22 protein-coding genes are annotated in these 21,907 nt (G+C 62.5%); 11 read left to right on the forward strand and 11 right to left on the reverse strand.

All coding sequences use genetic code 11. The features are described 5' to 3' along the window. Positions 1-121 precede the first annotated feature (121 nt). Positions 122-1,309: an aminotransferase class V-fold PLP-dependent enzyme gene (locus tag ACN2XU_RS05230; protein ID WP_419409355.1), complete on the reverse strand. Its 1,188-nt coding sequence runs from the start codon at positions 1,307-1,309 to the stop codon at positions 122-124. A gap of 271 nt (positions 1,310-1,580) precedes the next feature. Here ACN2XU_RS05230 and ACN2XU_RS05235 point away from each other — a divergent pair, with 271 nt between their 5' ends. Together ACN2XU_RS05235 and ACN2XU_RS05240 are read left to right on the forward strand one after the other, a co-directional pair. Beyond that, on the forward strand, positions 1,581-2,522 hold the full coding sequence (locus ACN2XU_RS05235) for a hypothetical protein (protein WP_419409356.1): 942 nt from the start codon (positions 1,581-1,583) through the stop codon (positions 2,520-2,522). 81 nt (positions 2,523-2,603) lie between these two features. After that, a complete protein-coding gene (locus tag ACN2XU_RS05240; protein ID WP_419409357.1) occupies positions 2,604-4,484 on the forward strand; it encodes a monovalent cation:proton antiporter-2 (CPA2) family protein in 1,881 nt (626 codons plus the stop codon). A gap of 82 nt (positions 4,485-4,566) precedes the next feature. On the opposite strand, the gene ACN2XU_RS05245 is transcribed toward ACN2XU_RS05240, so the two are convergent. The 5 genes from ACN2XU_RS05245 to ACN2XU_RS05265 all read right to left on the reverse strand — a co-directional run bounded on the left by ACN2XU_RS05245 (position 4,567) and on the right by ACN2XU_RS05265 (position 9,670). Next, the gene (locus tag ACN2XU_RS05245) at positions 4,567-5,076 is read right to left on the reverse strand and encodes a CarD family transcriptional regulator (protein ID WP_419409358.1); all 510 of its coding nucleotides are present in this window, start codon (positions 5,074-5,076) and stop codon (positions 4,567-4,569) included. 269 nt (positions 5,077-5,345) lie between these two features. Then, the gene (gene fdxA / locus ACN2XU_RS05250) at positions 5,346-5,684 is read right to left on the reverse strand and encodes a ferredoxin FdxA (RefSeq protein ID WP_419409359.1); all 339 of its coding nucleotides are present in this window, start codon (positions 5,682-5,684) and stop codon (positions 5,346-5,348) included. A gap of 54 nt (positions 5,685-5,738) precedes the next feature. After that, complete coding sequence (locus ACN2XU_RS05255; protein ID WP_419409360.1) at positions 5,739-6,125, reverse strand: RNA-binding S4 domain-containing protein; 387 nt, start codon at positions 6,123-6,125, stop codon at positions 5,739-5,741. Further along, the gene (locus tag ACN2XU_RS05260; RefSeq protein ID WP_419409361.1) at positions 6,126-9,101 is read right to left on the reverse strand and encodes a helicase-related protein; all 2,976 of its coding nucleotides are present in this window, start codon (positions 9,099-9,101) and stop codon (positions 6,126-6,128) included. A gap of 17 nt (positions 9,102-9,118) precedes the next feature. Next, complete coding sequence (locus ACN2XU_RS05265; protein ID WP_419409362.1) at positions 9,119-9,670, reverse strand: tetratricopeptide repeat protein; 552 nt, start codon at positions 9,668-9,670, stop codon at positions 9,119-9,121. Positions 9,671-9,749: 79 nt separating this feature from the next. Here ACN2XU_RS05265 and ACN2XU_RS05270 point away from each other — a divergent pair, with 79 nt between their 5' ends. The 7 genes from ACN2XU_RS05270 to ACN2XU_RS05300 all read left to right on the forward strand — a co-directional run bounded on the left by ACN2XU_RS05270 (position 9,750) and on the right by ACN2XU_RS05300 (position 17,048). Continuing rightward, complete coding sequence (locus ACN2XU_RS05270) at positions 9,750-10,040, forward strand: SCP2 sterol-binding domain-containing protein (protein WP_419409363.1); 291 nt, start codon at positions 9,750-9,752, stop codon at positions 10,038-10,040. Between the two features lie 4 nt (positions 10,041-10,044). Further along, positions 10,045-11,007: an alpha/beta fold hydrolase gene (locus ACN2XU_RS05275; protein WP_419409364.1), complete on the forward strand. Its 963-nt coding sequence runs from the start codon at positions 10,045-10,047 to the stop codon at positions 11,005-11,007. Positions 11,008-11,043: 36 nt separating this feature from the next. Then, positions 11,044-12,057, forward strand: coding sequence for a ligase-associated DNA damage response exonuclease (locus ACN2XU_RS05280; RefSeq protein WP_419409365.1), 1,014 nt, complete (start codon positions 11,044-11,046; stop codon positions 12,055-12,057). Positions 12,058-12,060: 3 nt separating this feature from the next. Next, positions 12,061-13,653, forward strand: coding sequence for an ATP-dependent DNA ligase (locus ACN2XU_RS05285; RefSeq protein WP_419409366.1), 1,593 nt, complete (start codon positions 12,061-12,063; stop codon positions 13,651-13,653). 84 nt (positions 13,654-13,737) lie between these two features. Next, positions 13,738-14,610: a hypothetical protein gene (locus ACN2XU_RS05290; protein ID WP_419409367.1), complete on the forward strand. Its 873-nt coding sequence runs from the start codon at positions 13,738-13,740 to the stop codon at positions 14,608-14,610. Positions 14,611-14,829: 219 nt separating this feature from the next. Next, the gene (locus tag ACN2XU_RS05295; RefSeq protein ID WP_419409368.1) at positions 14,830-16,662 is read left to right on the forward strand and encodes a M3 family oligoendopeptidase; all 1,833 of its coding nucleotides are present in this window, start codon (positions 14,830-14,832) and stop codon (positions 16,660-16,662) included. Positions 16,663-16,703: 41 nt separating this feature from the next. Beyond that, positions 16,704-17,048 (forward strand): hypothetical protein, encoded by a 345-nt coding sequence (locus tag ACN2XU_RS05300; RefSeq protein WP_419409369.1) that lies wholly within the window; start codon positions 16,704-16,706, stop codon positions 17,046-17,048. A 33-nt stretch (positions 17,049-17,081) separates the two neighbouring features. Here ACN2XU_RS05300 and ACN2XU_RS05305 read toward each other — a convergent pair whose 3' ends face one another. Then, complete coding sequence (locus ACN2XU_RS05305; protein WP_419409370.1) at positions 17,082-17,543, reverse strand: Lrp/AsnC family transcriptional regulator; 462 nt, start codon at positions 17,541-17,543, stop codon at positions 17,082-17,084. Between the two features lie 106 nt (positions 17,544-17,649). Between ACN2XU_RS05305 and ACN2XU_RS05310 the strand changes: the two genes are divergently transcribed. Next, entirely contained in the window at positions 17,650-17,889 is a 240-nt protein-coding gene (locus ACN2XU_RS05310; protein WP_419409371.1) for a DUF6356 family protein, read from the forward strand. Positions 17,890-18,147: 258 nt separating this feature from the next. Here ACN2XU_RS05310 and ACN2XU_RS05315 read toward each other — a convergent pair whose 3' ends face one another. Continuing rightward, positions 18,148-18,417 (reverse strand): DksA/TraR family C4-type zinc finger protein, encoded by a 270-nt coding sequence (locus ACN2XU_RS05315; RefSeq protein ID WP_419409372.1) that lies wholly within the window; start codon positions 18,415-18,417, stop codon positions 18,148-18,150. Between the two features lie 104 nt (positions 18,418-18,521). Between ACN2XU_RS05315 and ACN2XU_RS05320 the strand changes: the two genes are divergently transcribed. Next, entirely contained in the window at positions 18,522-19,043 is a 522-nt protein-coding gene (locus tag ACN2XU_RS05320; RefSeq protein ID WP_419409373.1) for a glutathione peroxidase, read from the forward strand. 55 nt (positions 19,044-19,098) lie between these two features. On the opposite strand, the gene ACN2XU_RS05325 is transcribed toward ACN2XU_RS05320, so the two are convergent. The 3 genes from ACN2XU_RS05325 to betA form a co-directional block, all read right to left on the reverse strand. After that, positions 19,099-19,338 (reverse strand): HP1242/YdcH family protein, encoded by a 240-nt coding sequence (locus ACN2XU_RS05325; RefSeq protein WP_419409374.1) that lies wholly within the window; start codon positions 19,336-19,338, stop codon positions 19,099-19,101. Positions 19,339-19,434: 96 nt separating this feature from the next. Further along, positions 19,435-20,118, reverse strand: a complete 684-nt coding sequence (locus ACN2XU_RS05330) for a thermonuclease family protein (RefSeq protein WP_419409375.1) — start codon at positions 20,116-20,118, stop codon at positions 19,435-19,437. A gap of 68 nt (positions 20,119-20,186) precedes the next feature. Beyond that, complete coding sequence (gene betA / locus ACN2XU_RS05335) at positions 20,187-21,842, reverse strand: choline dehydrogenase (protein ID WP_419409376.1); 1,656 nt, start codon at positions 21,840-21,842, stop codon at positions 20,187-20,189. Between the last annotated feature and the right edge of the window lie 65 nt (positions 21,843-21,907).

Genomic DNA, 21,907 nt, shown 5'->3' on the forward strand with positions numbered 1-21,907 from the left:
ACATAGGAGTTGCGCAGTGCAATTTCCAATCACGCTGAGTCATACGCACAAAACGACAGATCGGTTCAGAATTAAAGTGCCGGGACGCAAGTTCGCGCCCCGGCACCGTCCGGAAAAGACATCACGCTGCGTCCAGCGCCTGCATCAGATCCGCGATGATGTCTTCCACCGCCTCCAGGCCAACAGACAGGCGCACGAGACCGGGCGTGATGCCAAGCAGATCCTTTTGTTCCTGCGGCAGGCGCTGGTGGGTGGTGGTGGCCGGGTGTGTCGCGATGGACTTGGCATCGGCGAAGTTGTTGGAAATCAGGATGGTCTGCAGCGCGTTGAGAACGCGGAAACAGGCGTCCTTGCCGCCTTTGACATCAAAGGTCAGCACCGTACCGCCCGCCTCCGACTGGCTTTGGGCCAGGGCGCACTGCGGATGCGCCGCGTGGGTCGGATAGCGCACGCTGTTGAGCTTTTCATGCCCCGACAATGCATCAGCCACCGCCAGAGCGCCCGCCGCCTGCGCCTTCACCCGCAGCTCCAGCGTTTCAAGCGCCTTCAGGTGCGTCCATGCTGTAAACGGGTTCATCGCACTGCCGGTGTGCTTCATATAGGCCTCGACCGGGCCACGGATCAGCTCTTTCGGGCCGCAGATCAGACCGCCAAGCATCCGCCCCTGCCCGTCCACATGTTTGGTCGTCGAAATGATGCAAAGGTCCGCGCCGCAGTCGCGGGCATAGGAAAACACCGGTGTCGCCATGGCATCATCGACCAGAACCAACGCCCCGACCTTGTGCGCAGCGTCACAAACATGCTTGAGATCAATGACTTCAAGCGTCGGGTTGGAAATCGATTCGAGAAAGACAAGCCGCGTATCCGCGCGCAGCGCCGCATCCCAGGCCGCGTTGTCCGTGCCATCGACAAGCGTCACCTCGACACCGAAGCGGGACAGGATGTCTTCCAGCACATAAAGGCAGGAGCCGAACAGCGCCCGCGACGCCACAACATGATCGCCGGCCTTCAGCAGCGACATCAGCGCGCCGTTCACCGCCGCCATGCCCGAGGCGCAGGCAAAGCCATCCTCGAAGCCGAGATAGCCGCTCAGCCGGTCTTCGAACATGCGCATGGTCGGGTTGCCATAGCGGGCATAGATGAATTCGTTGTCAGCGGCCTTGATAAACCGCTGCTCTGCGGCCTCTGCGGTGTCGTACACGAAGCCCTGCGTCAGAAAGACGGCCTCGGAAACCTCGTTCCACTGGCTGCGCTTGGTGCCCCCGTGCACCAATTGAGTGCGGCGGCTGGTTTTGCCCTGTTCGCTCATGTCCATTCTCCTTGGCGCCCGCGCCAAATAAAAAAGCCCCGATCGCGGTCAAGCGAAAGGAGCCCTTCGTCTGACCTCTTTAGCGGTTTTGGAACGTCGGCGCCAATGCGCCTCGTGCCGTGGCCCGCAATCCGGTAACAAATCGCCACGCCGCTCGCATACGGGTGTTGCGCGGCAAAATCAAGGGCGTCACGCAGGCGTAACAAATGCTTCACGAAATCATCGCAGCCTTCTGAGACACCGAGGCCACAAGATGTAGTGAGACGCGGCCATGCCCCTACTACGAATTTCTGCCAGCGAAACCGGACCTGCATTGCATGGGGCCACGGCACCATTGTTGCCCACCCTGCGCCACGCGCTTGCGGCCGATCCGGGACCGATCACGATCATGATCCATGGCTACAAATACCTGCCCGGGGATCCCGTGTATTGCCCGTTCATCGGGATTTTGGCTGGCAAACCGAGGCAACCCGGCGGGCGTGTGCTCAGCTGGCCCCGGCACCTTGGGCTGCGCGGACAGCGCGGCGAGGGGCTTGGCATTTGCTTTGGTTGGGCGGCACGCGGCACGATCCGTCAGGCCTGGCACGCGGCGGAATCTGCGGGCGGCGATCTTGCGGTGCTTCTGAATCGCCTGCGCGCGCTGACCCCGGCGCGCCCGATCCATATCGTCGGTCATTCGCTTGGCGTGCGCGTCGCGCTCTCGGCGCTTCGTTCAAGTCCGCCAGGCACCGTGCGCACCCTCATCGCGCTGGCCGCGGCGGATTTCGAAAACCATGCGGAGCAGGCACTGGCCGCCGCCGGGCCGGCGCTGCGCCTGCTCAACGTGACCAGCCGGGAGAATGACCTGTTCGACTTCCTGCTCGAACGCAGCGTCCCGGCGCCCGGCCCCAAAGCGCGGATGCTCGGCTTTGGCGCTCTGCGCCATCCGGGGCTTGTCACCGTGCAGCTTGACGATGTGCAAACCCTCGCCGCGCTGCGCCGACTGGGATTTCCTGTCGCCCCGCCGCTGCGCCGGGTGTGCCATTGGTCGCCCTATCTCAGACCCGGCGTTTTCCCGCTGTATCGTGCCCTGCTGCACGATCGCCTCGATTGGACGCAGCTGCGCCATGGCCTGCCCACGCAGCCCGCGCCGCGCTGGTCCGGTCTTTCGCTCCGCCTCCCACGCCGGTTTCCCGGAAAATACGCGCAAAGCCCAGCAATAGGGCAGATTTGATCCACAGAAAGCCCGGCGCCTGTTGCCTTTACCCGTCGTCACAAGACATCATCCGGAGCAAAGCAAAAAGGCAGGCACCCAATGGATTCCTTTCTCCTCGAAGCATCGGTCTTTCTGGCAGCGGCGGTCATCGCGGTGCCCGTGGCCGCGCGTCTCGGGCTGGGATCGGTGCTTGGGTATCTGATCGCCGGGCTGATTATCGGACCCGGCCTTGGCCTTGTCGCCGACACGGAAGACCTACGCCATTTCGCTGAATTCGGCGTTGTGATGATGCTGTTCCTCATCGGTCTGGAACTCGAACCCCGGGCGCTTTGGGACATGCGGCACCGGTTGATCGGGCTTGGCGGGCTGCAAATCGTACTGACGATGCTGGCTGTGCTGATCGCCTGCTCCATGCTCGGGATGCTGTGGCAGACGGCGCTTGCCGTTGGCATGATCCTCGCGCTCTCCTCGACCGCGATCGTGCTGCAGACCCTGACCGAGAAGGGGCTGATCCAGACCTCTGGCGGGCGGGCCACCTTCTCGGTGCTGCTGACCCAGGACATCGCGGTGATTCCGATGCTCGTCGCCATTCCGCTGCTTGCTACGGTCGCGCCGATCTCCGCAAATCCGGATGGCTCCATCAGCCGCCGCCCGGCGGGCGGCGAGGTTCACCACGGCTTGTCGCTTGTTGAAGGCCTGCCCGGCTGGGGTGTGGCTCTGGTCACGCTGGCCGCCATTGCGGCGATCATTCTCGGCGGGATCTACGGCGCGCGGCCGCTGTTTCGCTTCATCCATGCCTCGCGCCTGCCGGAGATGTTCACCGCAGTGGCGCTGTTGATCGTCTGCGGCATTGGCGCGCTGATGATGCTGGTCGGGATTTCGCCGGCGCTCGGCACCTTCCTTGCCGGGGTCGTGCTTGCCAACTCGGAATTCCGCCACGAGCTGGAATCGGACATCGAACCCTTCAAGGGCCTGCTGCTCGGGCTGTTTTTCATCACCGTGGGCGCGGGGATCGACGTCGATGCCTTCGGACGCGAGCCATTCACCATCCTCGGCCTCGCGCTTGGGGTGATCGTGTTGAAAGGCACGGTGCTCTACGTGCTTGGCGTGGGGTTCAAACTCAAGGGCCGCGGGCGGTGGCTGTTTACCCTCGGGCTCGCGCAGGCCGGGGAATTCGGCTTTGTGCTGATCTCCTTCGCGCTGCAACAGCAGGTTCTGACAACACAGCTTGGCGACCGGCTCTTGCTGATCGTCGCGCTGTCGATGCTGATCACCCCGCTGCTGTTCCTGTTGTTCGACTGGCTGGAAAAACGGTTGGATACGGCCACCGAGACCATTGAAGACGACGAGATAGACGAGCAAGGGCCAGTCATCATTGCCGGGATCGGCCGTTTCGGGCAGCTGGTCTATCGCCTGCTTCAAAGCGCCGGCAAGAAAGCCGTGGTCATTGATCGCGACATGCAAACCATCCAGATGATGCGCGCCATGGGCTACAAAGGCTTCTTCGGAGATCCGACCCGGCCCGAACTTCTGCATGCTGCCGGGATCGACACGGCGCGGGTTCTGGTTGTGGCGCTCGACGATCCCAAGCAGGTCAATCGCCTTGTGGCCTATGCCCGCCGTATCCGTCCCGATCTGCATATCGTTGCGCGGGCGCGCGACCGGACCCATGTCTATCAGCTCTATCAAGCGGGCGCGGATGATATCGTGCGCGAGCTGTTCGACAGCGCCCTGCGCGCCGGGCGCTATGTCCTGGAGAATGTCGGCATGAGCGAATACGAAGCCGCCATCGCACAAGAGACCTTTTTCCATCAGGATCGGCGTAATATCCGGGAACTGGCTTCGCTTTGGGATCCGACGAAAAGCGCGGCGGACAATCCGGCGTATCTGGCGCGGGCGCAGGAGCTTGAGAAAGAACTGGAGCGCAAGCTCTTCGAGACACTGGAAGCCCGGGCGCAAAAGGACAGCGACGCCGCCTGATCTCCCCCGCCCCCATCGGCAATGGGACAGGCACAAAAAAGGGCCGCCTCGCGGCGACCCTCAAAGCACAAATCCGTCCAGATCAGGCGGCGCGCAGATCCAGAACGTCGCCGACCTGCTTGGCCGCAGCCACCTCGTCACCGCCAGCGACCGCCGCAACTTCGCGGGTCAGACGCTCCAGGGCCGCCTCGTACAGCTGACGCTCCGAGTAGCTTTGCTCGCGCTGATCATCGGCGCGGTGCAGATCGCGCACCACTTCGGCAATGGCAATCAGGTCGCCCGAGTTGATCTTTTGCTCATACTCCTGGGCGCGGCGCGACCACATCGCCCGCTTGACCTTGGCCTTGCCCTTGAGCGTCTTCATAGCCTGATCCACAACGTCCGGCGAGCTGAGAGAGCGCATGCCCACTTCGGTTGCCTTGTGAGTCGGCACACGAAGGGTCATCTTGTCTTTCTCGAAGGAGATCACGAAAAGCTCCAGCTGGATGCCGGCGATCTCCTGCTCTTCGATGTTGACGATCTGGCCGACGCCATGCGCCGGATAGACCACGTAATCGTTGGGACGGAATTCGGATTTTTTGGCTTTGCTCATTTACGTCGCATCCTCGCAACTTCGCACAGGCGACAAAAAGAGCGACCGGAGGCTTACACGCTTCCGTTCACCCGATTGTATCGCTGTCAGATTACGCGCTTAACTGCACTGCAGCCCGGCACCCTGTGCTTTTCGGTTCCATTTATGGAAAGAGTGTAACACAAAATTCGTCCCACTGGTAGCGGTGACGCGATTCGCATTATGTTCAATCTTTACAAGATTATAGACTGCTTTCTTGCCGGTCGGTCCAATCGCGTGGCGCGAATCAATCAGCCACCTTCACCCGGCGCTTCGGAGAAGTATTTGTTCATCTTGTCGGCTTCGCCGTCCCGCTCTTCGGCTTCGGGCAGCTGATCCTTCTTGGTAATGATCACAGGCCACATTTCCGAATACTTGCGGTTGAACTCCACCCATTTATCCATGTCCGGCTCCGTGTCCGGGCGGATCGCGTCGGCGGGGCACTCTGGCTCGCAGACGCCGCAATCGATGCATTCATCGGGGTGAATCACCAGCATGTTCTCGCCTTCGTAGAAGCAATCCACGGGACACACTTCCACGCAATCGGTGTATTTGCAGGCGATGCAGTTGTCGACGACGACGTAGGTCATTGTTTCACATCCAGTTCAGGCGCTTCGCCGGACTAGCTAGACCAGCCTCCGGGATCATTCAAGCGCCCCGCGCCGATCAAGATCGAGTTTCCTGCGATCACGCTTGGTTGGGCGCGCGTTGCCTTCCAGACGGCGAATTGGCGGAATATCCGTCTCATCCCGGGGCTTTGGCGGATCAAGGTCCTCGTAGAGGGCCTGCGCCTCCGGGGCCGGGCCGCGCCGCTCGCCGAGCGCCACGACCTTGATCACGCGAATGTCACGATCCTTGCGGAAGGTCAGAACGTCACCGGCGGCCACCGAGAAGGCCGGTTTGGCCACAGGGGTGCCGTTTACCCGGCAATGCCCCGCGCCGACTTCTTTGGCGGCCAGCGTGCGCGTCTTGAAGAAACGGGCATGCCAGAGCCATTTGTCGATGCGGAGTTTGCCGGGCGTCTCAGCCACTTACTTCTTGTCCTTCAACCCCATGAGTGCCGCGGCGAAAGGATTGTCCGGGTCGATCCGATCCTTCTTTTCGGGACGCGACTGGAAGGTTTTGGGACCGCGATCCCGATCGCCTTTCGGCCCCCCTTTGCCTTTGCCCTTCGGGCCGCCTTTGCCGCGCGGCTTGCCGCTGGCCGCGCCTTTGCCCTGCGCATCGCCGTCACGGCGCGGGCGTCCGCCACCCCGGCGCTCATTGCGGCCGCCCCGGTTTCCGCCCCATGTGAAGGTATAGAAAACCTCCAACTCGGGACCGGCCACGGCGGCGTCCGGTGCGGTGCCCACTGCGTTCTCTTCGGCAGGCATATCCGGCACGACGGCTTCGTTGGAGGCAGCGTCCGTGGTCTCTGCGGGCTCCACGGAGACGGGCGCCTCGCCCTGATCCTCAAGCGCGGCAACCGGCTCTGCCACATCTGCGGGCGTTGGGACCTCCCCGGCGCCAGGCTCCAGGGTCGCAGGCGTTTCGGCCGCCACGTCCATGACCGGCGTGTCCGGTGCGGTGTGGGTGGCCTCACCCTCCACTTGCTCACCGGTTTCGGGCTGAACGACCGCATCGACGGCCTTGACCTTTGCCCGCTCGCCCTTCTCGGCGTTATAGCCCAGTCCGCCCATGAGGTCGGCGAATTGCTCCAGTGTCATGCCGGTGATCGACAGCATGTCCGCTTTGGCTTCGAAGCCGCCCCGGCTGTCCTCGGTGCGGATCATATCCGCCAGACGCTCCAGCATGTCGATACGGATCGCGCGCTGTCCCGCCTTACGGTATCCTGCCAGCGTGTAGTGCTGCTCCGGCACCTCTGCCATGTTCGGCACCGTCACCAGCCCCGGCGGCGGCGCCTCCGGGAATTCGTCCAACCCGTTGTAAAGGCTCCAAAGCACCAGACGCAGACGGGTCGGCGCGGGCTTGAGAAGAAGCGGCATGAAAATCGTGTACTGACCGAAGCGAACGCCGTGTTTGCGCAGCGCGCCACGGGCGTCCTGATCCAGCGATTTGACTTCCTCGGCCACGGCGGAGCGGGGAATAACGCCCATGCCTTCAACAAGCTGGAAGGCGAACCCGCGTGCAAGCCCGGTCAGCGCCTCGTCGCCCTGCAGTTTTTGCAGCGGCTCGAACTGCGCGGCGATCTTGCGATCAATAAAATGCTGCAGACGGCGCTCGACCTTCTGGGCCACATCGGCACCGGCTTCGTCGTCGACGAAGGCCACGACACGCGGTTTGAGCGCATCATCGCCCTTGGCGAGCTTGCCTACGGCCTGCTCGCCCCACATCAGACCACCCTGCTCGGTAAAGTCGATCTCGGTATCGGGTGCATTGTACAACCGATCCGCGCGCAGATGGAAATGCGGCGCCAGCGCCTGAAGCGAGGCTGCCTTTAGGGTCTTGGCCTCCTGGCCTTGAGCATCCTTGTCCTGGCGGAACCGGAACCCTTCGAGTTTCCCGACGAATTCACCTTCGACGGTCACTTCACCTTGATCGTTTACATCGGCCAAAAGGGCCTCCTTCTGTTTCAACCGCCGAAGCAGAACACTGGTCCGCCGGTCTACAAATCTTTGAGTCAGCGCCGCATGCAGGGCGTCCGACAGGCTGTCTTCTACAGCGCGGGTTGCCTCGCGCCAATGGGTTTCGTCACGCACCCAGTCACGCCGCTGCGCCACATAGGTCCACGTGCGGATATAGGCGAGACGTTTCGACAATGTGTCAATATCGCCATCCGTTCGGTCGATCCGCTTGAGTTGGCGGGCCAGAAAGTCGTCCGGAACCTTACCAGTTTCGTGCAGATGCTGGAAGATAACCTGCAACAGGCCGGCATGTTCCGCCGGCGAAATTCCGCGAAAATCCGGGATTCGGCACACATCCCACAGAAGTTGCACGGATTGCGGGCTACTCGCGCGGGCCCGTACCTCCGTTTCAGACGCCAGCGCGCGCAGCGCCCGCAGGTCATCCGCCTCTCGCGCCTTTACCAATGTGTCGTGATCCGGCGCCACGCAAAGGCTTTGGTCCAGCGCATCGATCGAGCCGAATCTCAACGCGGCATTGCGCCAGTTGAGCTTTTTCAGCGGAGTGAACCGGTGATCCGTGATCGCCTCGACCCAGTCGTCGGGGATCTGGCCCGCGTCGCCCGTGGTGCCGAAAGTGCCGTGGCTCATGCCCCGCCCCGCGCGCCCGGCGATCTGCGCCAGCTCATTCGGCATCAGGGGACGCATCCGCCGCCCGTCAAATTTCGTCAGACTGGAAAAGGCCACGTGGTCGATGTCCAGGTTGAGGCCCATGCCGATGGCGTCCGTCGCCACCAGGTAATCGACCTCGCCATTCTGGTACATCTCGACCTGCGCGTTGCGCGTGCGCGGGCTGAGCGCCCCCATGACGACCGCCGCGCCGCCCTTCTGGCGCTTCAGGAGTTCGGCAATCGCATAGACATTATCAACCGAAAATCCTACAATCGCGGTGCGCGGAGGCATCCGGCTTATCTTTTTCGAACCAGCATAGACCAATTGGCTCATGCGCTCCCGACGGACGAATTCAACACCGGGCACCAGTTGGGCAATGGGGCCGCGCATCGTGTCGGACCCCATGAACAGCGTTTCATGCGTGCCGCGCATCCGCAGCAGACGGTCGGTAAAGACATGGCCGCGCTCGGGATCGGCGCAGAGCTGGATCTCGTCCACACCGACGAAATCCGTACCCAACCCCTCCGGCATCGCCTCCACCGTGCACACCCAATATTGGGTGCGTGGCGGCACGATACGCTCTTCGCCGGTGACAAGCGCCACCACGGACGGACCGCGCAGCGCGACGATCTTGTCATAGACCTCGCGCGCCAGCAGCCGCAGCGGCAAGCCGATGATACCCGTGCGGTAGCCGAGCATCCGGTCGATGGCATAGTGGGTCTTGCCGGTGTTGGTCGGACCGAGGATAGCCGCGATCCGTGCGCTCATGGCCATGGGGCCGCCTTTTTACTTCAGAGCGTGACGCCCTTTACTTCGACTTCGAGCCGCTTGAGCGCCGAGAGAACGTCCTCATCGTGCGGCCTGAGTTCCAGTACCCTTTGATAGGCCTCGTAGGCAAGCACGGGATGACCGGTCTGCTCATGCACCGCGCCAACACCGCGCAAAGCGCCGAAGTGGTGCGGGTTGAGAGCCAGTGTCCGCTCCAGCGCATCCATAGCCGGTCCCAGACGCTCCATCTGAAAGTAGGCAAGGCCCAGCCCGTGCCAGCCTTCGGCAAAATCCGGCGCATGATCGCTCAGCGCGCGAAAATGCTCCGCCGCCTCGTCGAATGCGCCGCGTTCGAGGGCATCATTGCCACGCTTGAGAAGCAGGTCCATCGACGGCGATCCGGATTTCGACCATTCGTCAATGACTTGGCTTTCCAGCCGCGCCGCCGCCGTTGAATCCTCCGCCGATTGCAACTGTTGCAGAAGCTCTGCGGCGCGGGATTCCGCCGATGCGCCCTGTGGTAGGGAAAACATGACTGTGGCCAGAAGTGCCGCAAGGGTAGATTTGAAGTCCATTATACCTACGCTCATAGTGTGCCGGTAGTGTAGCGCCTGCGCCGGACATTTCCAGCGCACGAAACCGAGAGGACGACTAATGAGCGACACCTTGACGACCGCCGTGGCGGCTTTGAACGAAAAACTGGACGGCGAGGGCTTTGACGGCACCGCCAAGTTCGTTCTGGAGGGCGACGGCAGCCTGATGGTCGATTCGAGCGGAGCCCGGATCGCCGATGAGGATGCGGACGTGACGCTTACCGCCGAGCCCGAGACCTTCCAACAGATCTTTGACGGCGAATTGAACCCGACCAACGCTTTCATGGCCGGGAAACTGACGATCGACGGAGACATGGGCGCAGCCATGCGCCTCGCAACGCTTCTGGGATAATGTGATGCTGACACCTGCCCCGTTCCACTCCGATCTTGCCGAAGGCCCCGCAGACTCGCGGGCCTGGTGGATTACCTCCGAGGATGGCCTGCGCCTGCGCATCGGCCACTATCCGGTGGATGGTACGGCACGGGGTACGGTGCTGCTTTTCCCCGGACGCACCGAATACATCGAGAAATACGGCCGGACGGCGGCAGCCCTCGCCGCCGCCGGCTACCACACCCTCGCAATCGACTGGCGCGGCCAGGGCATGGCCGAGCGTATGCTCGACGATCCGCGCACCGGACATGTCCATGTCTTCGATGACTATCAAACCGACGTGGCCGCCATCCTGCACACCGCAGCCGAACTTGGCCTGCCGCAGCCGATGCACCTGATTGCCCACTCGATGGGCGGCTGTATCGGTCTTCACGCCGTGATGGAGGGGCTGCCTGTGGCCTCCTGCGTCTTCACCGGGCCGATGTGGGGCATTCGCATCGCGGATCCGCTGCGTCCCGCCGCCTGGGCGCTTTCCTGGGGCAGCAAGCGTGTGGGGCTGTCGCATCATTATGCGCCCGGCACCGGCATCGACAGCTACGTCGCCTCCGCCCCGTTCGAGGGCAATCTGCTGACCACTGATCCGGACATGTGGGATTACATGCGGCGGCAGGTCCTGGCCCAGCCCGAATTGCAGCTTGGCGGCCCCTCGCTTGGCTGGCTGCACGAGGCGCTGCGCGAAACCCGGATGCTGGCGCGCCGCCCGTCGCCGACCCTGCCCTGCCTGTGTTTCACCGGAACCAATGAACGCATTGTCGACGTCTCGCGCATCCGCGAGCGCATGGCGCATTGGCCCGGTGGCAAGCTGGTGATGGTCGACGAGGGCGAACACGAAGTCCTCATGGAGGGTGAAGAGCGTCGCGAACACCTCCACGCGCAGATCATTTCCCTCTTCGAAGGCGCCTCTGCCAGGCACGCGCTGATCGCCTGATCTGGACAGCCTGCGGCGCGCGCCTATCTCGCCGGTATGGCTGATCCGCTCCTCATCTTCACCGATCGCGGCATCTTTTGCCCGCGCGGCGATTTCCACATCGACCCGTGGCGCCCGGTTGCGCGCGCCATCATCACCCATGGTCACGCGGATCATGCCCGCCCCGGCCATGGCGCCTACCTCGCCACGCATCAGGCGCTGCCGGTCATGCGCCATCGTCTTGGCGACATTCACGCCGAAGGTGTGGCCTATGGCGAGACACGGGACATCGGCGGCGTCACCGTCAGCTTCCATCCCGCAGGCCACATTCCGGGATCTGCGCAGGTGCGCGTGGAACACGGCGGCGAAGTCTGGGTCGTTTCCGGCGACTACAAAACCACCCCTGACGGGCTGTGCGAAGCGTTCGAGCCGGTGACGTGTCAGCACTTCATCACCGAATGCACCTTTGGCCTGCCCGTGTTCAAATGGCGCGCGCAAGAGCGCGTCGCGGAAGAGATCAACGCGTGGTGGGCGGCGCAGGCAGCGGCGGGCGGCTTCGCCCTGCTCGGCGCCTACTCCCTGGGCAAGGCGCAGCGACTTTTGCATATGCTTGACCCGGAGATCGGTCCGATCCTGACACAGGGCGCGGTGGAGGCAACAAACGCGATCCTGCGCGCGCAGGGCTACACCTTGCCGGATACGATCCAGGTCACACCCGATCTGGATGTCAAAGCTCTGGCGGGGGCACTCGTCATCGCGCCGCCCTCCGCGCTCGGCAGTCAGTGGTCGCGCCGTTTCAAGAACGCGTCCACCGGTTTCGCAAGCGGCTGGATGGCGCTGCGCGGAATCCGGCGGCGGCGCGGGCCGGATCGGGGGTTCGTCGTCTCCGATCATGCCGACTGGGAGGGATTGCTCGGCGCAATCAGGGAAACAGGGGCGGAAAACATATATCCAACGCACGGTTACACCGATATCTTCGCGCGACACCTGAACGAAGTCGGCTATGCCGCACAGGTCGTTCCGACGGAGTTCGGCGGCGAGGAACACAGCCCTTCAGATGAGGCAGCGTGAGCTATGAAGGATTTTGCCGCGCTCTTTACGAAGCTGGACCAGACCACGAAAACCACCGTGAAAACAGCGGCTTTGGCCGAGTTTTTCAGAACCGCCCGCGATGAGGACAAGCTGTGGTGCATCGCGCTCTTTTCTGGCCGTCGCCCGAAACGGGCCGTCACCACGACGCAACTGCGGGCCTGGGCGGCGGAGCGGGCAGATCTACCACTCTGGCTGTTGGAGGAGAGCTATCCCATCGTTGGCGATCTGGCAGAGACCATCGCCCTGCTCCTGCCATCCCAAGACGTGGACACCGACATGGGTTTGTCCTTTTGGATCAATGAACTGCGCGCCCTTTCTCAAGTACCACAAGATGAGTGGAAACCGCGTATCCTGGACGCGTGGAACAGGCTGGACACAACCCAGCGGTTTCTTTTCAACAAGCTGATCACCGGGGGCTTTCGCATCGGCGTTAGCCAGAAGCTCATGACCCGTGCGCTTGCCCGTGCGACTGGACAAGACGAAGCCACGCTTGCGCTCAAGCTCATGGGTGGCTGGACCCCGCAGAGCACCACGTTTCATGCGCTGATCGAAGCTGATGACCCGGAGGCCGACGCCAGTCGCCCTTATCCCTTTTATCTTGCGCATCAGCTTGACGATGTCCCTGCCGCTCTTGGCGCGCCCAAGGAGTGGCAGGCTGAATGGAAGTGGGATGGCATTCGCGGTCAGCTGATCCTGCGAGACGGCGGGCATCATCTTTGGTCCCGCGGAGAAGAGCTGATCACCGACCGTTTCCCGGAATTTGCCCGCACCGCCGATTTCCTGCCGCCCGGCACGGTCATCGACGGTGAGATCGTGACCTGGGATGGCACCGCGCCCATGGGGTTTTCGACGTTGCAGCCCCGGATCGGCCGAAAAACCGTACCGAAAAAACTGCTCGAGGACGCGCCCGTGGTCCTGCTCGCCTATGACCTGCTGGAACACGGCGGTGAAGATATCCGCGCTCTGCCGCTGGCGGACCGCCGCGCCCGCCTCGACACCCTGCTGCAGGACCTGCCGCCCGAGGCCGCCGTGCGCCCCTCTCCGGTCATCGCCTTCGACACCTGGCAATCGCTGGCCGAAACCCGTGCCACCGCCCGCTACGAGAAGGCCGAGGGGCTCATGCTCAAACGGATAAGCAGCCCCTATCAGATCGGCCGCAAGAAGGGCGATTGGTGGAAATGGAAGCTCGATCCGCTGAGTGTCGACGCGGTGATGATCTATGCCCAGCAAGGCCACGGCCGCCGCGCCAATCTCTTTACCGATTTCACCTTCGCCGTCTGGAAGGGAAATGAGCTTGTCCCCTTCACCAAGGCCTACTCCGGCCTGACCGACGCGGAGTTCAACCAGATCACCGCATGGGTACGCAAGAATACGCTGCAGCGGTTCGGCCCGGTCCGACAGGTGCGCCCCGACCATGTCTTCGAGATTGCCTTCGAGGGCATTCAGGCCAGCCCACGCCACAAAAGCGGCATTGCCCTACGCTTTCCCCGCATGTCCCGCTGGCGCCACGACAAACCTCCACAGGAGGCCAACAGCCTGTCCGACCTGCAGGCGATGTTGGCGCAATATGGCTGAAATCGCACAGGCCGGTGTATCCGGCCTTGCCGGATCACGCGTCGGGGCCATACTGGGCGCACATTGACCTGTCAGGCCACGCCCATGCGCATTTTCTTGATCCTCACCCTGTGCCTGTTTCTGCCATCGATCGGAATTGCGCAATCCGCACGCCCCGAGATCTCTGGCGACATCGCCGTCAGCGCCACCTCCTACGGCCCGGATCACGGCATCGGCCAGTTGGATTTCTCCTTCGCCCTCCCCCTTGACCGCAGCGGGCGCCTCAGCGCGGAGATCGGTGCCTTTATGTATGTGCTGCCGCAAAAACGCCCGCACGAGACCTATCTCGCGCTCACATGGGATGACCGCTTGCGCCTCGGCGTGGTGCGTCCGGCCTACGATTTTGTCCTGCCTTCCGTGTTCGAAGAGCATGCCCCGCATCTTGCCTATGCCCGCGCCGAATACGCCCGCGCCTATACCACAACCACGGCCATGCGGCAGGGCGCGGTGCCGTGGGGGCTGTCCTATACCGACGATCAAGGGCCAGTCGGCTGGGCGGTCTCGCTGCACCACGCGGCACGGGGCGGTTTTTTCAGCGCCACATCGGCAGCCCGTTGGCAGCGCGGTCTCTGGCGGATCGCCGGAGCCATCGAAGGCGTCTGGGACACCGCCGGCGCTTTCAAGGGCACCAATGCCAAGCTTGGCGTCGCCTATCTGCGCGAGGGCTGGTCGCTCGGGCTTGCCTGGTTGCATCCGGACGCCGAGAATCTGCCCGACGCGCTGGCGCTCGCCGCGCGGCTCGATGTGGCGCAGAAAGTTGCCCTGTCGCTGTTTGGCGAGTTCACCGATGGCGGCTCGGACGACGCCTATGGCCTTGCTGCCAGTTACGCCCTGAGCCAGAGCGCAACGCTGTCGCTTGCGGCGACGCAATGGCGGGACGACACTGGCCTGCACCTTACCCTGACCCACCGGTTTTGAGAGCGGGCGCCCGGCTTTTGCGGTGGTCTTACCGTGCAATGACTCAGATTTTCAACGGAATCCAGTGACAGGCAAGCCCCGTCAGGGCTGCGTTACCCCCGTTCCTCAAGGCCAAAACCGCCCCTTCCCGGCCCGGCCTTCAGCAATTTTCACCATGGCCCCTGTTTCAACCGACCTCCTGGCGGACTATGTCTGAACCCAAGCAGACATGAGGACGCCATGAAGCACAGTTATTTTCCCCGCCCGAAACCGCTCTTTGATGCCAACGCCGGCGGTGGGGGCAAGGACCTCGGCGACCTGCCGGAATGGGACCTGACGGATCTCTACGCCTCCGAAGGCGCGCCGGAGCTGAAGCGCGATCTCGATTGGCTGGAGCAGGCCTGTGCCAGTTTCGCGGCGGACTACGAAGGCAAGCTCGAAACACTCGACGCGGACGGCTTTCTTGAGGCGGTCCACCGCCATGAGAAGATCGAAAACATCGCCGGGCGCATCATGTCCTATGCCGGTCTGCGCTATTATCAGCAGACCACCGATTCCGGCCGCGCCAAGTTCATGTCGGACATGCAGGAGAAGATCACGATCTACACCACGCCATTGGTGTTCTTCACGCTGGAACTCAACCGCCTCGATGACAGCCTGCTCGACGGGTTCTTCAAGGAAAACGCCGATCTCGCCCGCTACAAACCCGCCTTTGACCGCATCCGCGCGATGAAGCCCTACCAGCTTTCCGACGAGCTGGAAAAATTCCTGCACGATCTCGGGGTGGTCGGCGACGCATGGGAGCGGCTGTTTGATGAGACCATCGCCGGGCTGACCTTCGAGATGGAGGGGGAAGAGCTCAACATCGAAGCCACGCTCAACTACCTGACCGATCACGACCGCAGCAAACGCGAGGCCGCCGCGCAGGAGCTCGCCCGGGTGTTTCAGGACAACGTGCGCACCTTCGCCCGTGTGCACAACACGCAGGCCAAGGAAAAGGAAATCCTCGACCGCTGGCGCGGGATGCCCACGGCCCAGTCAGGCCGCCATCTGTCCAACGATGTCGAGCCCGAAGTGGTCGAAGCGCTGCGCAATGCCGTGGTGAACGCCTATCCGCGCCTGTCGCACCGCTACTACGCGCTCAAGGCCAAGTGGCTGGGCCTCGACACCATGCAGGTCTGGGACCGCAACGCGCCGCTTCCGATGGAAACCACCCGCACCGTCGCCTGGGACGAGGCGCGTGAGACCGTCATGAACGCCTACAACGAATTCGACCCGCGCATGGGCGAAATCGCGCAGCCGTTCTTTGACAAGGGTTGGATCGACGCCGCCGTGAAACCGGGCAAGGCCCCTGGCGCGTTCGCCCACCCCACGGTCACCAACGTGCACCCCTACGTCATGCTCAACTACCTCGGCAAACCGCGCGACGTGATGACACTGGCGCATGAGCTGGGCCACGGCGTGCATCAGGTGCTCGCCGCCGATCAGGGCGAAATGCTGGCCTCCACGCCGCTGACTTTGGCGGAAACCGCGTCTGTCTTTGGCGAGATGCTGACTTTCCAGCGGATGCTGGCGAACGCCAAGGATGATGCGGAGCGCAAGGTCCTGCTGGCGGGCAAGGTCGAGGACATGATCAACACGGTCGTCCGCCAGATCGCCTTCTACGACTTCGAGTGCAAACTGCACGAAGCCCGGCGCGGCGGCGAGCTGACCCCGGATGACATTAATGCCCTGTGGATGTCGGTGCAGGCGGAATCGCTGGGACCGGTGTTCGAATACATGCCGGGCTACGAGACCTTCTGGGCCTACATCCCGCACTTCGTCCACTCGCCCTTCTACGTCTATGCCTATGCCTTTGGCGACGGCCTGGTGAACGCCCTCTATGCCGCCTATCAGGAGAACCCGGAGGGCTTCGAGGACAAGTACTTCGACATGCTCAAGGCGGGCGGCTCGAAGCACCACAAGGCCCTGCTGGAACCGTTCGGCCTCGACGCTTCGGACCCGAAATTCTGGGACAAGGGTCTGAGCATGATCGAAGGGTTCATCGATCAGCTTGAGGCGATGGAGGGGTGATGCTGGCCCCATGGACCTTGACCCTCGGATGGGAGCGGTTCATGGGGCTGCGCGACACACACATTGATGAATTCCTGCGGCTTCTTCGGCAGCCGCAGCATTTTCTGACAATGGATAACGAACGCTACGCCCCACTGCGACTTCTGCGCGAATTGGGAGAGGGCAAGCCATTTCCCGTACCAGAAAACGACCCGGTTCCCGCAAAGCGGCTGCACGCGGCCCTCGCCGAACAGGGATGGAAAACCGTGTTATATGGCGACATCGGTTTCGACACCGCGTTTGAGGCATGGAGTGCATATTGCGTTCGTTTTGACGCGAACAATACCCCTCGAACCTGGGCCGGCAGCGACCCCAGATCCGGGCGTAGTTTTACCGTTCCTGCCTGACCCAAGCCTTTGCTCTTGCCCGCCTGTACGCCCCTACAAAGGCAATTCGGTCGTGTCCTTGATGTCCTCCATCACGAAGCTGGCCGAAATGTCGGCCACCGGCACACGCGCGATCAAGCGTTGATAGAACGTGTCGTAGTCGCGGACACTGGCCACACGCACGCGCAGCACATAATCAAGCTCGCCTGACATGCGATGGGCGCTGACGATCTCCGGCATGCGCCGCACGGCCTCGTGAAACAGCTTCAACCAATTGGAATCATGTTGATTGGTGCGCACCAGCACCATCACCAGAAGACCCAGCCCAACCGCATCCGGATCGAGGATCGCCACTCTGCGTTGAATGACCTTGCTGGCCTCAAGCGCCTTGACCCGGCGCCAGCAGGCATTGCGCGACAGATGGACCCGCTCCGCCAGCGCATCGACGCTCATGCTGCAATCGCGCTGCAAGAGCGTCAGGATCTTGCGGTCTATTTCATCCAACATATCGGCCATCGTGTGGAAAATATCCCAAATTCTCTGCGGATTACAGAGATTTTGAGATTTTTTTGGACCGCAGCCATGGGAGTATCGCCTGAGAGAGCAACGCAAAGGTCCCGCAATGAAAGCCGATCACAACAGCTCATCCCCCGTCCCTGGGTTTATCCGCGCGTTTGTGGACCACCCGGCAAGCGTGAACGAAACCTACCTCCAGCACGCCGCCTTTGCCGGACGCTTTGCCATATTGCTCTTTGCAGCAGGTGGGGCCGCGTTGGTCCATGCTGTGGTGCCCCCGTTGTTCGAGTCGACAGCAAGCCGCATGATCAAACAGATGCACGCAGATATGCAGGCGCGGCACTGACCCGCGTTTTGCTTTTCCCGAAACGAGCAATCCATGCTATCATTCAATCATTGATTGAATGGATCATAGGATTTGAACGATGGCAGATTGCGACAAGTGTAGTGGTTCGGGCAAGATTTCCTGCCCCAAATGCGGTGGGCTCGGCCAGATTGGCAATGGCAGCGGTGGCTACAAGACCTGCCATGTCTGCGACGGGAACAAGAAGACGAAATGTCCCAAGTGCGATGGCAGCGGAGACGGCTGAGCCGCCGCCCGCCCTCACTTCAACTGACTGTCCTTCGATCCCCGTCGGTTGATCCCCGACCGGGCCTTCAAGGCCCCGTCCCGCTCGCTTGCGCACTCCACGCATAATTTGACCCCCGGCAAAGCCACCCGCCGCGCCTCCGGGATCTCCTCGCCGCATTCGGCGCATTGCGCCAAACTCTCCCCAACCGGCCCCCGGCGCAGTTTCATGCGCTCCAGCTCCTCCTGGATCGTGGCCTCCATCTGTTCGTTTTCCGCCCCGTCGCGGCTCCATCCGCCTGCCATGACCGACCCTTTCGCATGCTCGCCCAAAACCGAAACACGAAAACTTGAAACTGTTTTCCGACTCGAAGCGTATCTTAATCAGATCCTTCCGGAAAGGTGCCGACATGAGACCCATCCTCGCCCTGATCTTCACCCTCTTCGCCCTGCCCGCGCTTGCCGCGCAGAGCTTCACCTTCGCCAACATCGACGGCGGCACGATCAGCCTCGATCAATGGAAAGGACAGCCGGTTCTGGTGGTCAACACCGCCTCGCGCTGTGGCTTCACGCCGCAATATACCGGCCTTCAGGAACTCTATGACCGATACAAGGATCGCGGCCTGATTGTCCTCGCCGTGCCGTCTGACGATTTCAATCAGGAGCTTGCCACCGGCGATCAGGTCAAAGATTTTTGCGCGGTGAACTTCGGGCTGACCCTGCCCATGACCGACATCACCCACGTACGCGGACCGCAGGCGCATGCGTTTTACCTTTGGCTGAAGGAGACCGCTGGCTGGGAGCCGTCATGGAATTTCAACAAGGTGCTGATCGGTGCGGATCGTAGTGTCGCAGGCACATGGGGCAGCACCGCCCGCCCCCTGTCCCGCACCATCACCGACAAGATCGACGCGCAGTTCAAAGGCCCCTGAACAAAGACGCCCCCGCCGATCCCGGCGAGGGCTGTTTCTCATCGGCGCGCACGGATCACGCGCGGTTGAGAATGCCGTAAATCTCATCCTTCAGAGCGGCCCGCTGCTTGCGCAGGGCTTCCTCTGCGAGTTGCTCCATCGGCTCCACGTTTGTTTCAGCCCGATGAACACGGCGGTTGATGTCGTGATACTCATCGGCCAGCTTGGCGAAATGCGCGTCGGACTGCTTGAGCGCGCTCAACTGGTCTGCCTTGTCCGGGAACTCCTCGGACAGCTCGTGTGGGGTATGGGACATTTTGCGCCTCCTTTTCGTGACTGTTCGAAAGGAGTGTGACCGCATCGCGGCCCCGTCACCTTGACCCTGATCAACCCGCCGGATTTTTTGGCGGAATTAGCGCCGCGCCGCACGCCAACCAGCGGCTACCGCCTCTGCCGCATCACAGAACCAGCGTTCCCCGCGCGCCTCTGAAATCCGCGTCGCATCGTAATGCACCTGCCCCGGAACGTGGAAAATGCGCGCGCCACTGCTCTGGGAAATATTTCCTTTGATCGCGCAGCCCTCCGGGCCGCCGCGCGCATTCCACAGGGCCGCAGCATGGCGAGAGGCCTTGCGAAAAGCCGAGGGAGATTGGACGCCAACCGCATGCAGCCCGCGACCGGCCTCCGCCGCCGTGTGCTCTTCGTCGACGTAATCCAGCGAATACCTGTCATAGGCAAAGGCCAGACCGCTGCGCACCAGCGCCGCGCCAATGTCCTCTCCGCCCACACGGCAGCGCGCCACCGCCCTGCCATAACGATCCGTATCGAGCCAGTCGCATCGGGCCATGCGCCCGTCATAGCGCGCCTTGACCTCGCCGCTGATCCATTCGCCGCAGGCCCACATCGGCACGCCCGCACCGCCACACATCTGATCACGCTCCGGCGCGTCAATGCCATGCAGACGAATACGCTGATCGCCGATCCGGACCGTATCGCCGTCGATCACCTGCATGGGACCGGCAATGACATCTCCGACCGAGGCAAACGCGGGTGCGCTGGCGAGCAGCAGGATCAAAAGTGAACAAAGTCTTAACATACCGTTAACATCGGCACCCGGTCGCCTGAAATCAAGCGGATCCGTTTACCGAGGTTAACGCGCGCGCCCTATCGCTGGCGGCTCTCCCACGCCGGATTGATCCACGGCGCGCTGTTGTCCGCAGGCAATCGCCGCCCCAAAACATGATCCGAGACCTTTTCGCCGACCATGATGGACGGCGCATTGAGATTGCCGTTGGTAATGCGCGGGAAAATCGAGCTGTCCGCCACACGCAGACCCCGGGTGCCGATCACCTCGCCCACAGAATTAACCACTGCCTTCGGATCATCCTGCCGCCCCATCCGACAGGTGCCGCAGGGATGGTAGGCGCTCTCCACTTCCTCACGAATGAAGTCATCGAGTTCGTCGTCCGTCCGCGCGGCCGCACCCGGCTGGATTTCGTGACGCCGGTAAGGCGCAAAGGCCTCCTGCGCAAAAATCTCGCGCGTGAGGCGAATGCAGCGGCGGAAATCAATCCAGTCCTGCTCGTGACTCATATAGTTGAAAAAGATGCGCGGTGCGTCTTTGGCCTGCGCGGACTTCAAAGTAATCTCGCCGCGCGCGGGAGAGCGCATCGGACCGACATGGGCTTGAAACCCGTGGCCTTCGGCGGCGACAGAGCCGTCATACCGCACCGCAAGCGGCAGGAAATGATACTGAATATCGGGATAGTCCACACCGGCCCGAGAACGGATGAAGGCGCTGCTTTCAAACTGGTTCGACGCACCGGGTCCATCCCGCAGCAACAGCCAGCGCGCGCCGACATAGGCCTTGCCCAGAAGGTTCCAGTACTTGAACAGGCTCACCGGCTGCGAGGCGGCCATCTGTATATAAAGCTCCAGGTGATCCTGCAGGTTCTTGCCCACACCGGCGCGGTCCGCGACCACGTCGATGCCCATGGGGGCGAGTTCCGACGCCGGCCCCACACCGGACAAGAGCAGGAGCTGCGGAGAATTGATCGCGCCCGCGCAGAGGATCACCTCCTTGCCCGCCTCGATCACCTCCCGTTTGCCGTGGCGCTCGATCTCGACACCGACGGCGCGCCCGCCCTTGAAGACCACCCGCTGCGCGAGCCCGCGCACCACCTCGGCCCCCAGTTTTCGTGCCGGCCGCAGATAGGCCTTGGCCGCCGACCAGCGCTCACCTTTCCAGACGGTCATGTCGAAGGGCCCAAAACCCTCCTGCTGCTGGCCGTTGTAATCGCCGGTCGCCGGATACCCCGCCTGCAGACCTGCCTCGACAAAAGCCTTCACAAGCGGATTATCCCGCGGTCCGCGCGTTACGTGCAGGGGACCATCGCTCCCGCGCCAAGCCGGATCACCACCATGCCCGCCATCGTGCCAGTTCTCAAGCCGCTTGTAGTAAGGCAGCACATCGGCGAAGCCCCAACCATCCGCGCCCTGATCGCGCCAATGATCGAAATCACGAGCATGCCCGCGTACGTAAATCATGCCGTTGATCGAAGACGATCCGCCGAGCACCTTGCCACGCGGACAGGCAAGACGCCGCCCACCCAGGTGCGGCTCCGGCTCGGATTGGTAGCCCCAATCGTACTGCTTCATGCTCATCGGATAAGACAGCGCGCCGGGCATGTTGATGAACGGCCCCCAATCGGAGCCGCCATGCTCGACCACGATGACCGACTTGCCAGCCTCGGCCAGCCTGTAGGCCATGGCACAGCCCGCGCTGCCTGCGCCCACGACGATGTAGTCCGCTTTTTTCATTCCGTGTGTCCCGTCTGAAACCGTGGATGCCTCCGGCGGGGATATTTGCAGCAGAGAAGAAACCA

This window comes from Pacificoceanicola niger (assembly GCF_048553275.1).
GTDB lineage: Bacteria > Pseudomonadota > Alphaproteobacteria > Rhodobacterales > Rhodobacteraceae > Pacificoceanicola.

Bases quoted from the DNA above. Each gene is read 5' to 3' on its own strand.
- ACN2XU_RS05230 (WP_419409355.1), bottom strand. From the start codon at position 1,309: ATGAGCGAACAGGGCAAAACCAGCCGCCGCACTCAATTGGTGCACGGG.
- ACN2XU_RS05235 (WP_419409356.1), top strand. From the start codon at position 1,581: ATGCCCCTACTACGAATTTCTGCCAGCGAAACCGGACCTGCATTGCAT.
- ACN2XU_RS05240 (WP_419409357.1), top strand. From the start codon at position 2,604: ATGGATTCCTTTCTCCTCGAAGCATCGGTCTTTCTGGCAGCGGCGGTC.
- ACN2XU_RS05245 (WP_419409358.1), bottom strand. From the start codon at position 5,076: ATGAGCAAAGCCAAAAAATCCGAATTCCGTCCCAACGATTACGTGGTC.
- fdxA (WP_419409359.1), bottom strand. From the start codon at position 5,684: ATGACCTACGTCGTCGTCGACAACTGCATCGCCTGCAAATACACCGAT.
- ACN2XU_RS05260 (WP_419409361.1), bottom strand. From the start codon at position 9,101: ATGGCCATGAGCGCACGGATCGCGGCTATCCTCGGTCCGACCAACACC.
- ACN2XU_RS05265 (WP_419409362.1), bottom strand. From the start codon at position 9,670: ATGGACTTCAAATCTACCCTTGCGGCACTTCTGGCCACAGTCATGTTT.
- ACN2XU_RS05270 (WP_419409363.1), top strand. From the start codon at position 9,750: ATGAGCGACACCTTGACGACCGCCGTGGCGGCTTTGAACGAAAAACTG.
- ACN2XU_RS05275 (WP_419409364.1), top strand. From the start codon at position 10,045: ATGCTGACACCTGCCCCGTTCCACTCCGATCTTGCCGAAGGCCCCGCA.
- ACN2XU_RS05280 (WP_419409365.1), top strand. From the start codon at position 11,044: ATGGCTGATCCGCTCCTCATCTTCACCGATCGCGGCATCTTTTGCCCG.
- ACN2XU_RS05285 (WP_419409366.1), top strand. From the start codon at position 12,061: ATGAAGGATTTTGCCGCGCTCTTTACGAAGCTGGACCAGACCACGAAA.
- ACN2XU_RS05290 (WP_419409367.1), top strand. From the start codon at position 13,738: ATGCGCATTTTCTTGATCCTCACCCTGTGCCTGTTTCTGCCATCGATC.
- ACN2XU_RS05295 (WP_419409368.1), top strand. From the start codon at position 14,830: ATGAAGCACAGTTATTTTCCCCGCCCGAAACCGCTCTTTGATGCCAAC.
- ACN2XU_RS05300 (WP_419409369.1), top strand. From the start codon at position 16,704: ATGGGGCTGCGCGACACACACATTGATGAATTCCTGCGGCTTCTTCGG.
- ACN2XU_RS05305 (WP_419409370.1), bottom strand. From the start codon at position 17,543: ATGGCCGATATGTTGGATGAAATAGACCGCAAGATCCTGACGCTCTTG.
- ACN2XU_RS05310 (WP_419409371.1), top strand. From the start codon at position 17,650: ATGAAAGCCGATCACAACAGCTCATCCCCCGTCCCTGGGTTTATCCGC.
- ACN2XU_RS05315 (WP_419409372.1), bottom strand. From the start codon at position 18,417: ATGGCAGGCGGATGGAGCCGCGACGGGGCGGAAAACGAACAGATGGAG.
- ACN2XU_RS05320 (WP_419409373.1), top strand. From the start codon at position 18,522: ATGAGACCCATCCTCGCCCTGATCTTCACCCTCTTCGCCCTGCCCGCG.
- ACN2XU_RS05325 (WP_419409374.1), bottom strand. From the start codon at position 19,338: ATGTCCCATACCCCACACGAGCTGTCCGAGGAGTTCCCGGACAAGGCA.
- ACN2XU_RS05330 (WP_419409375.1), bottom strand. From the start codon at position 20,118: ATGTTAAGACTTTGTTCACTTTTGATCCTGCTGCTCGCCAGCGCACCC.
- betA (WP_419409376.1), bottom strand. From the start codon at position 21,842: ATGAAAAAAGCGGACTACATCGTCGTGGGCGCAGGCAGCGCGGGCTGT.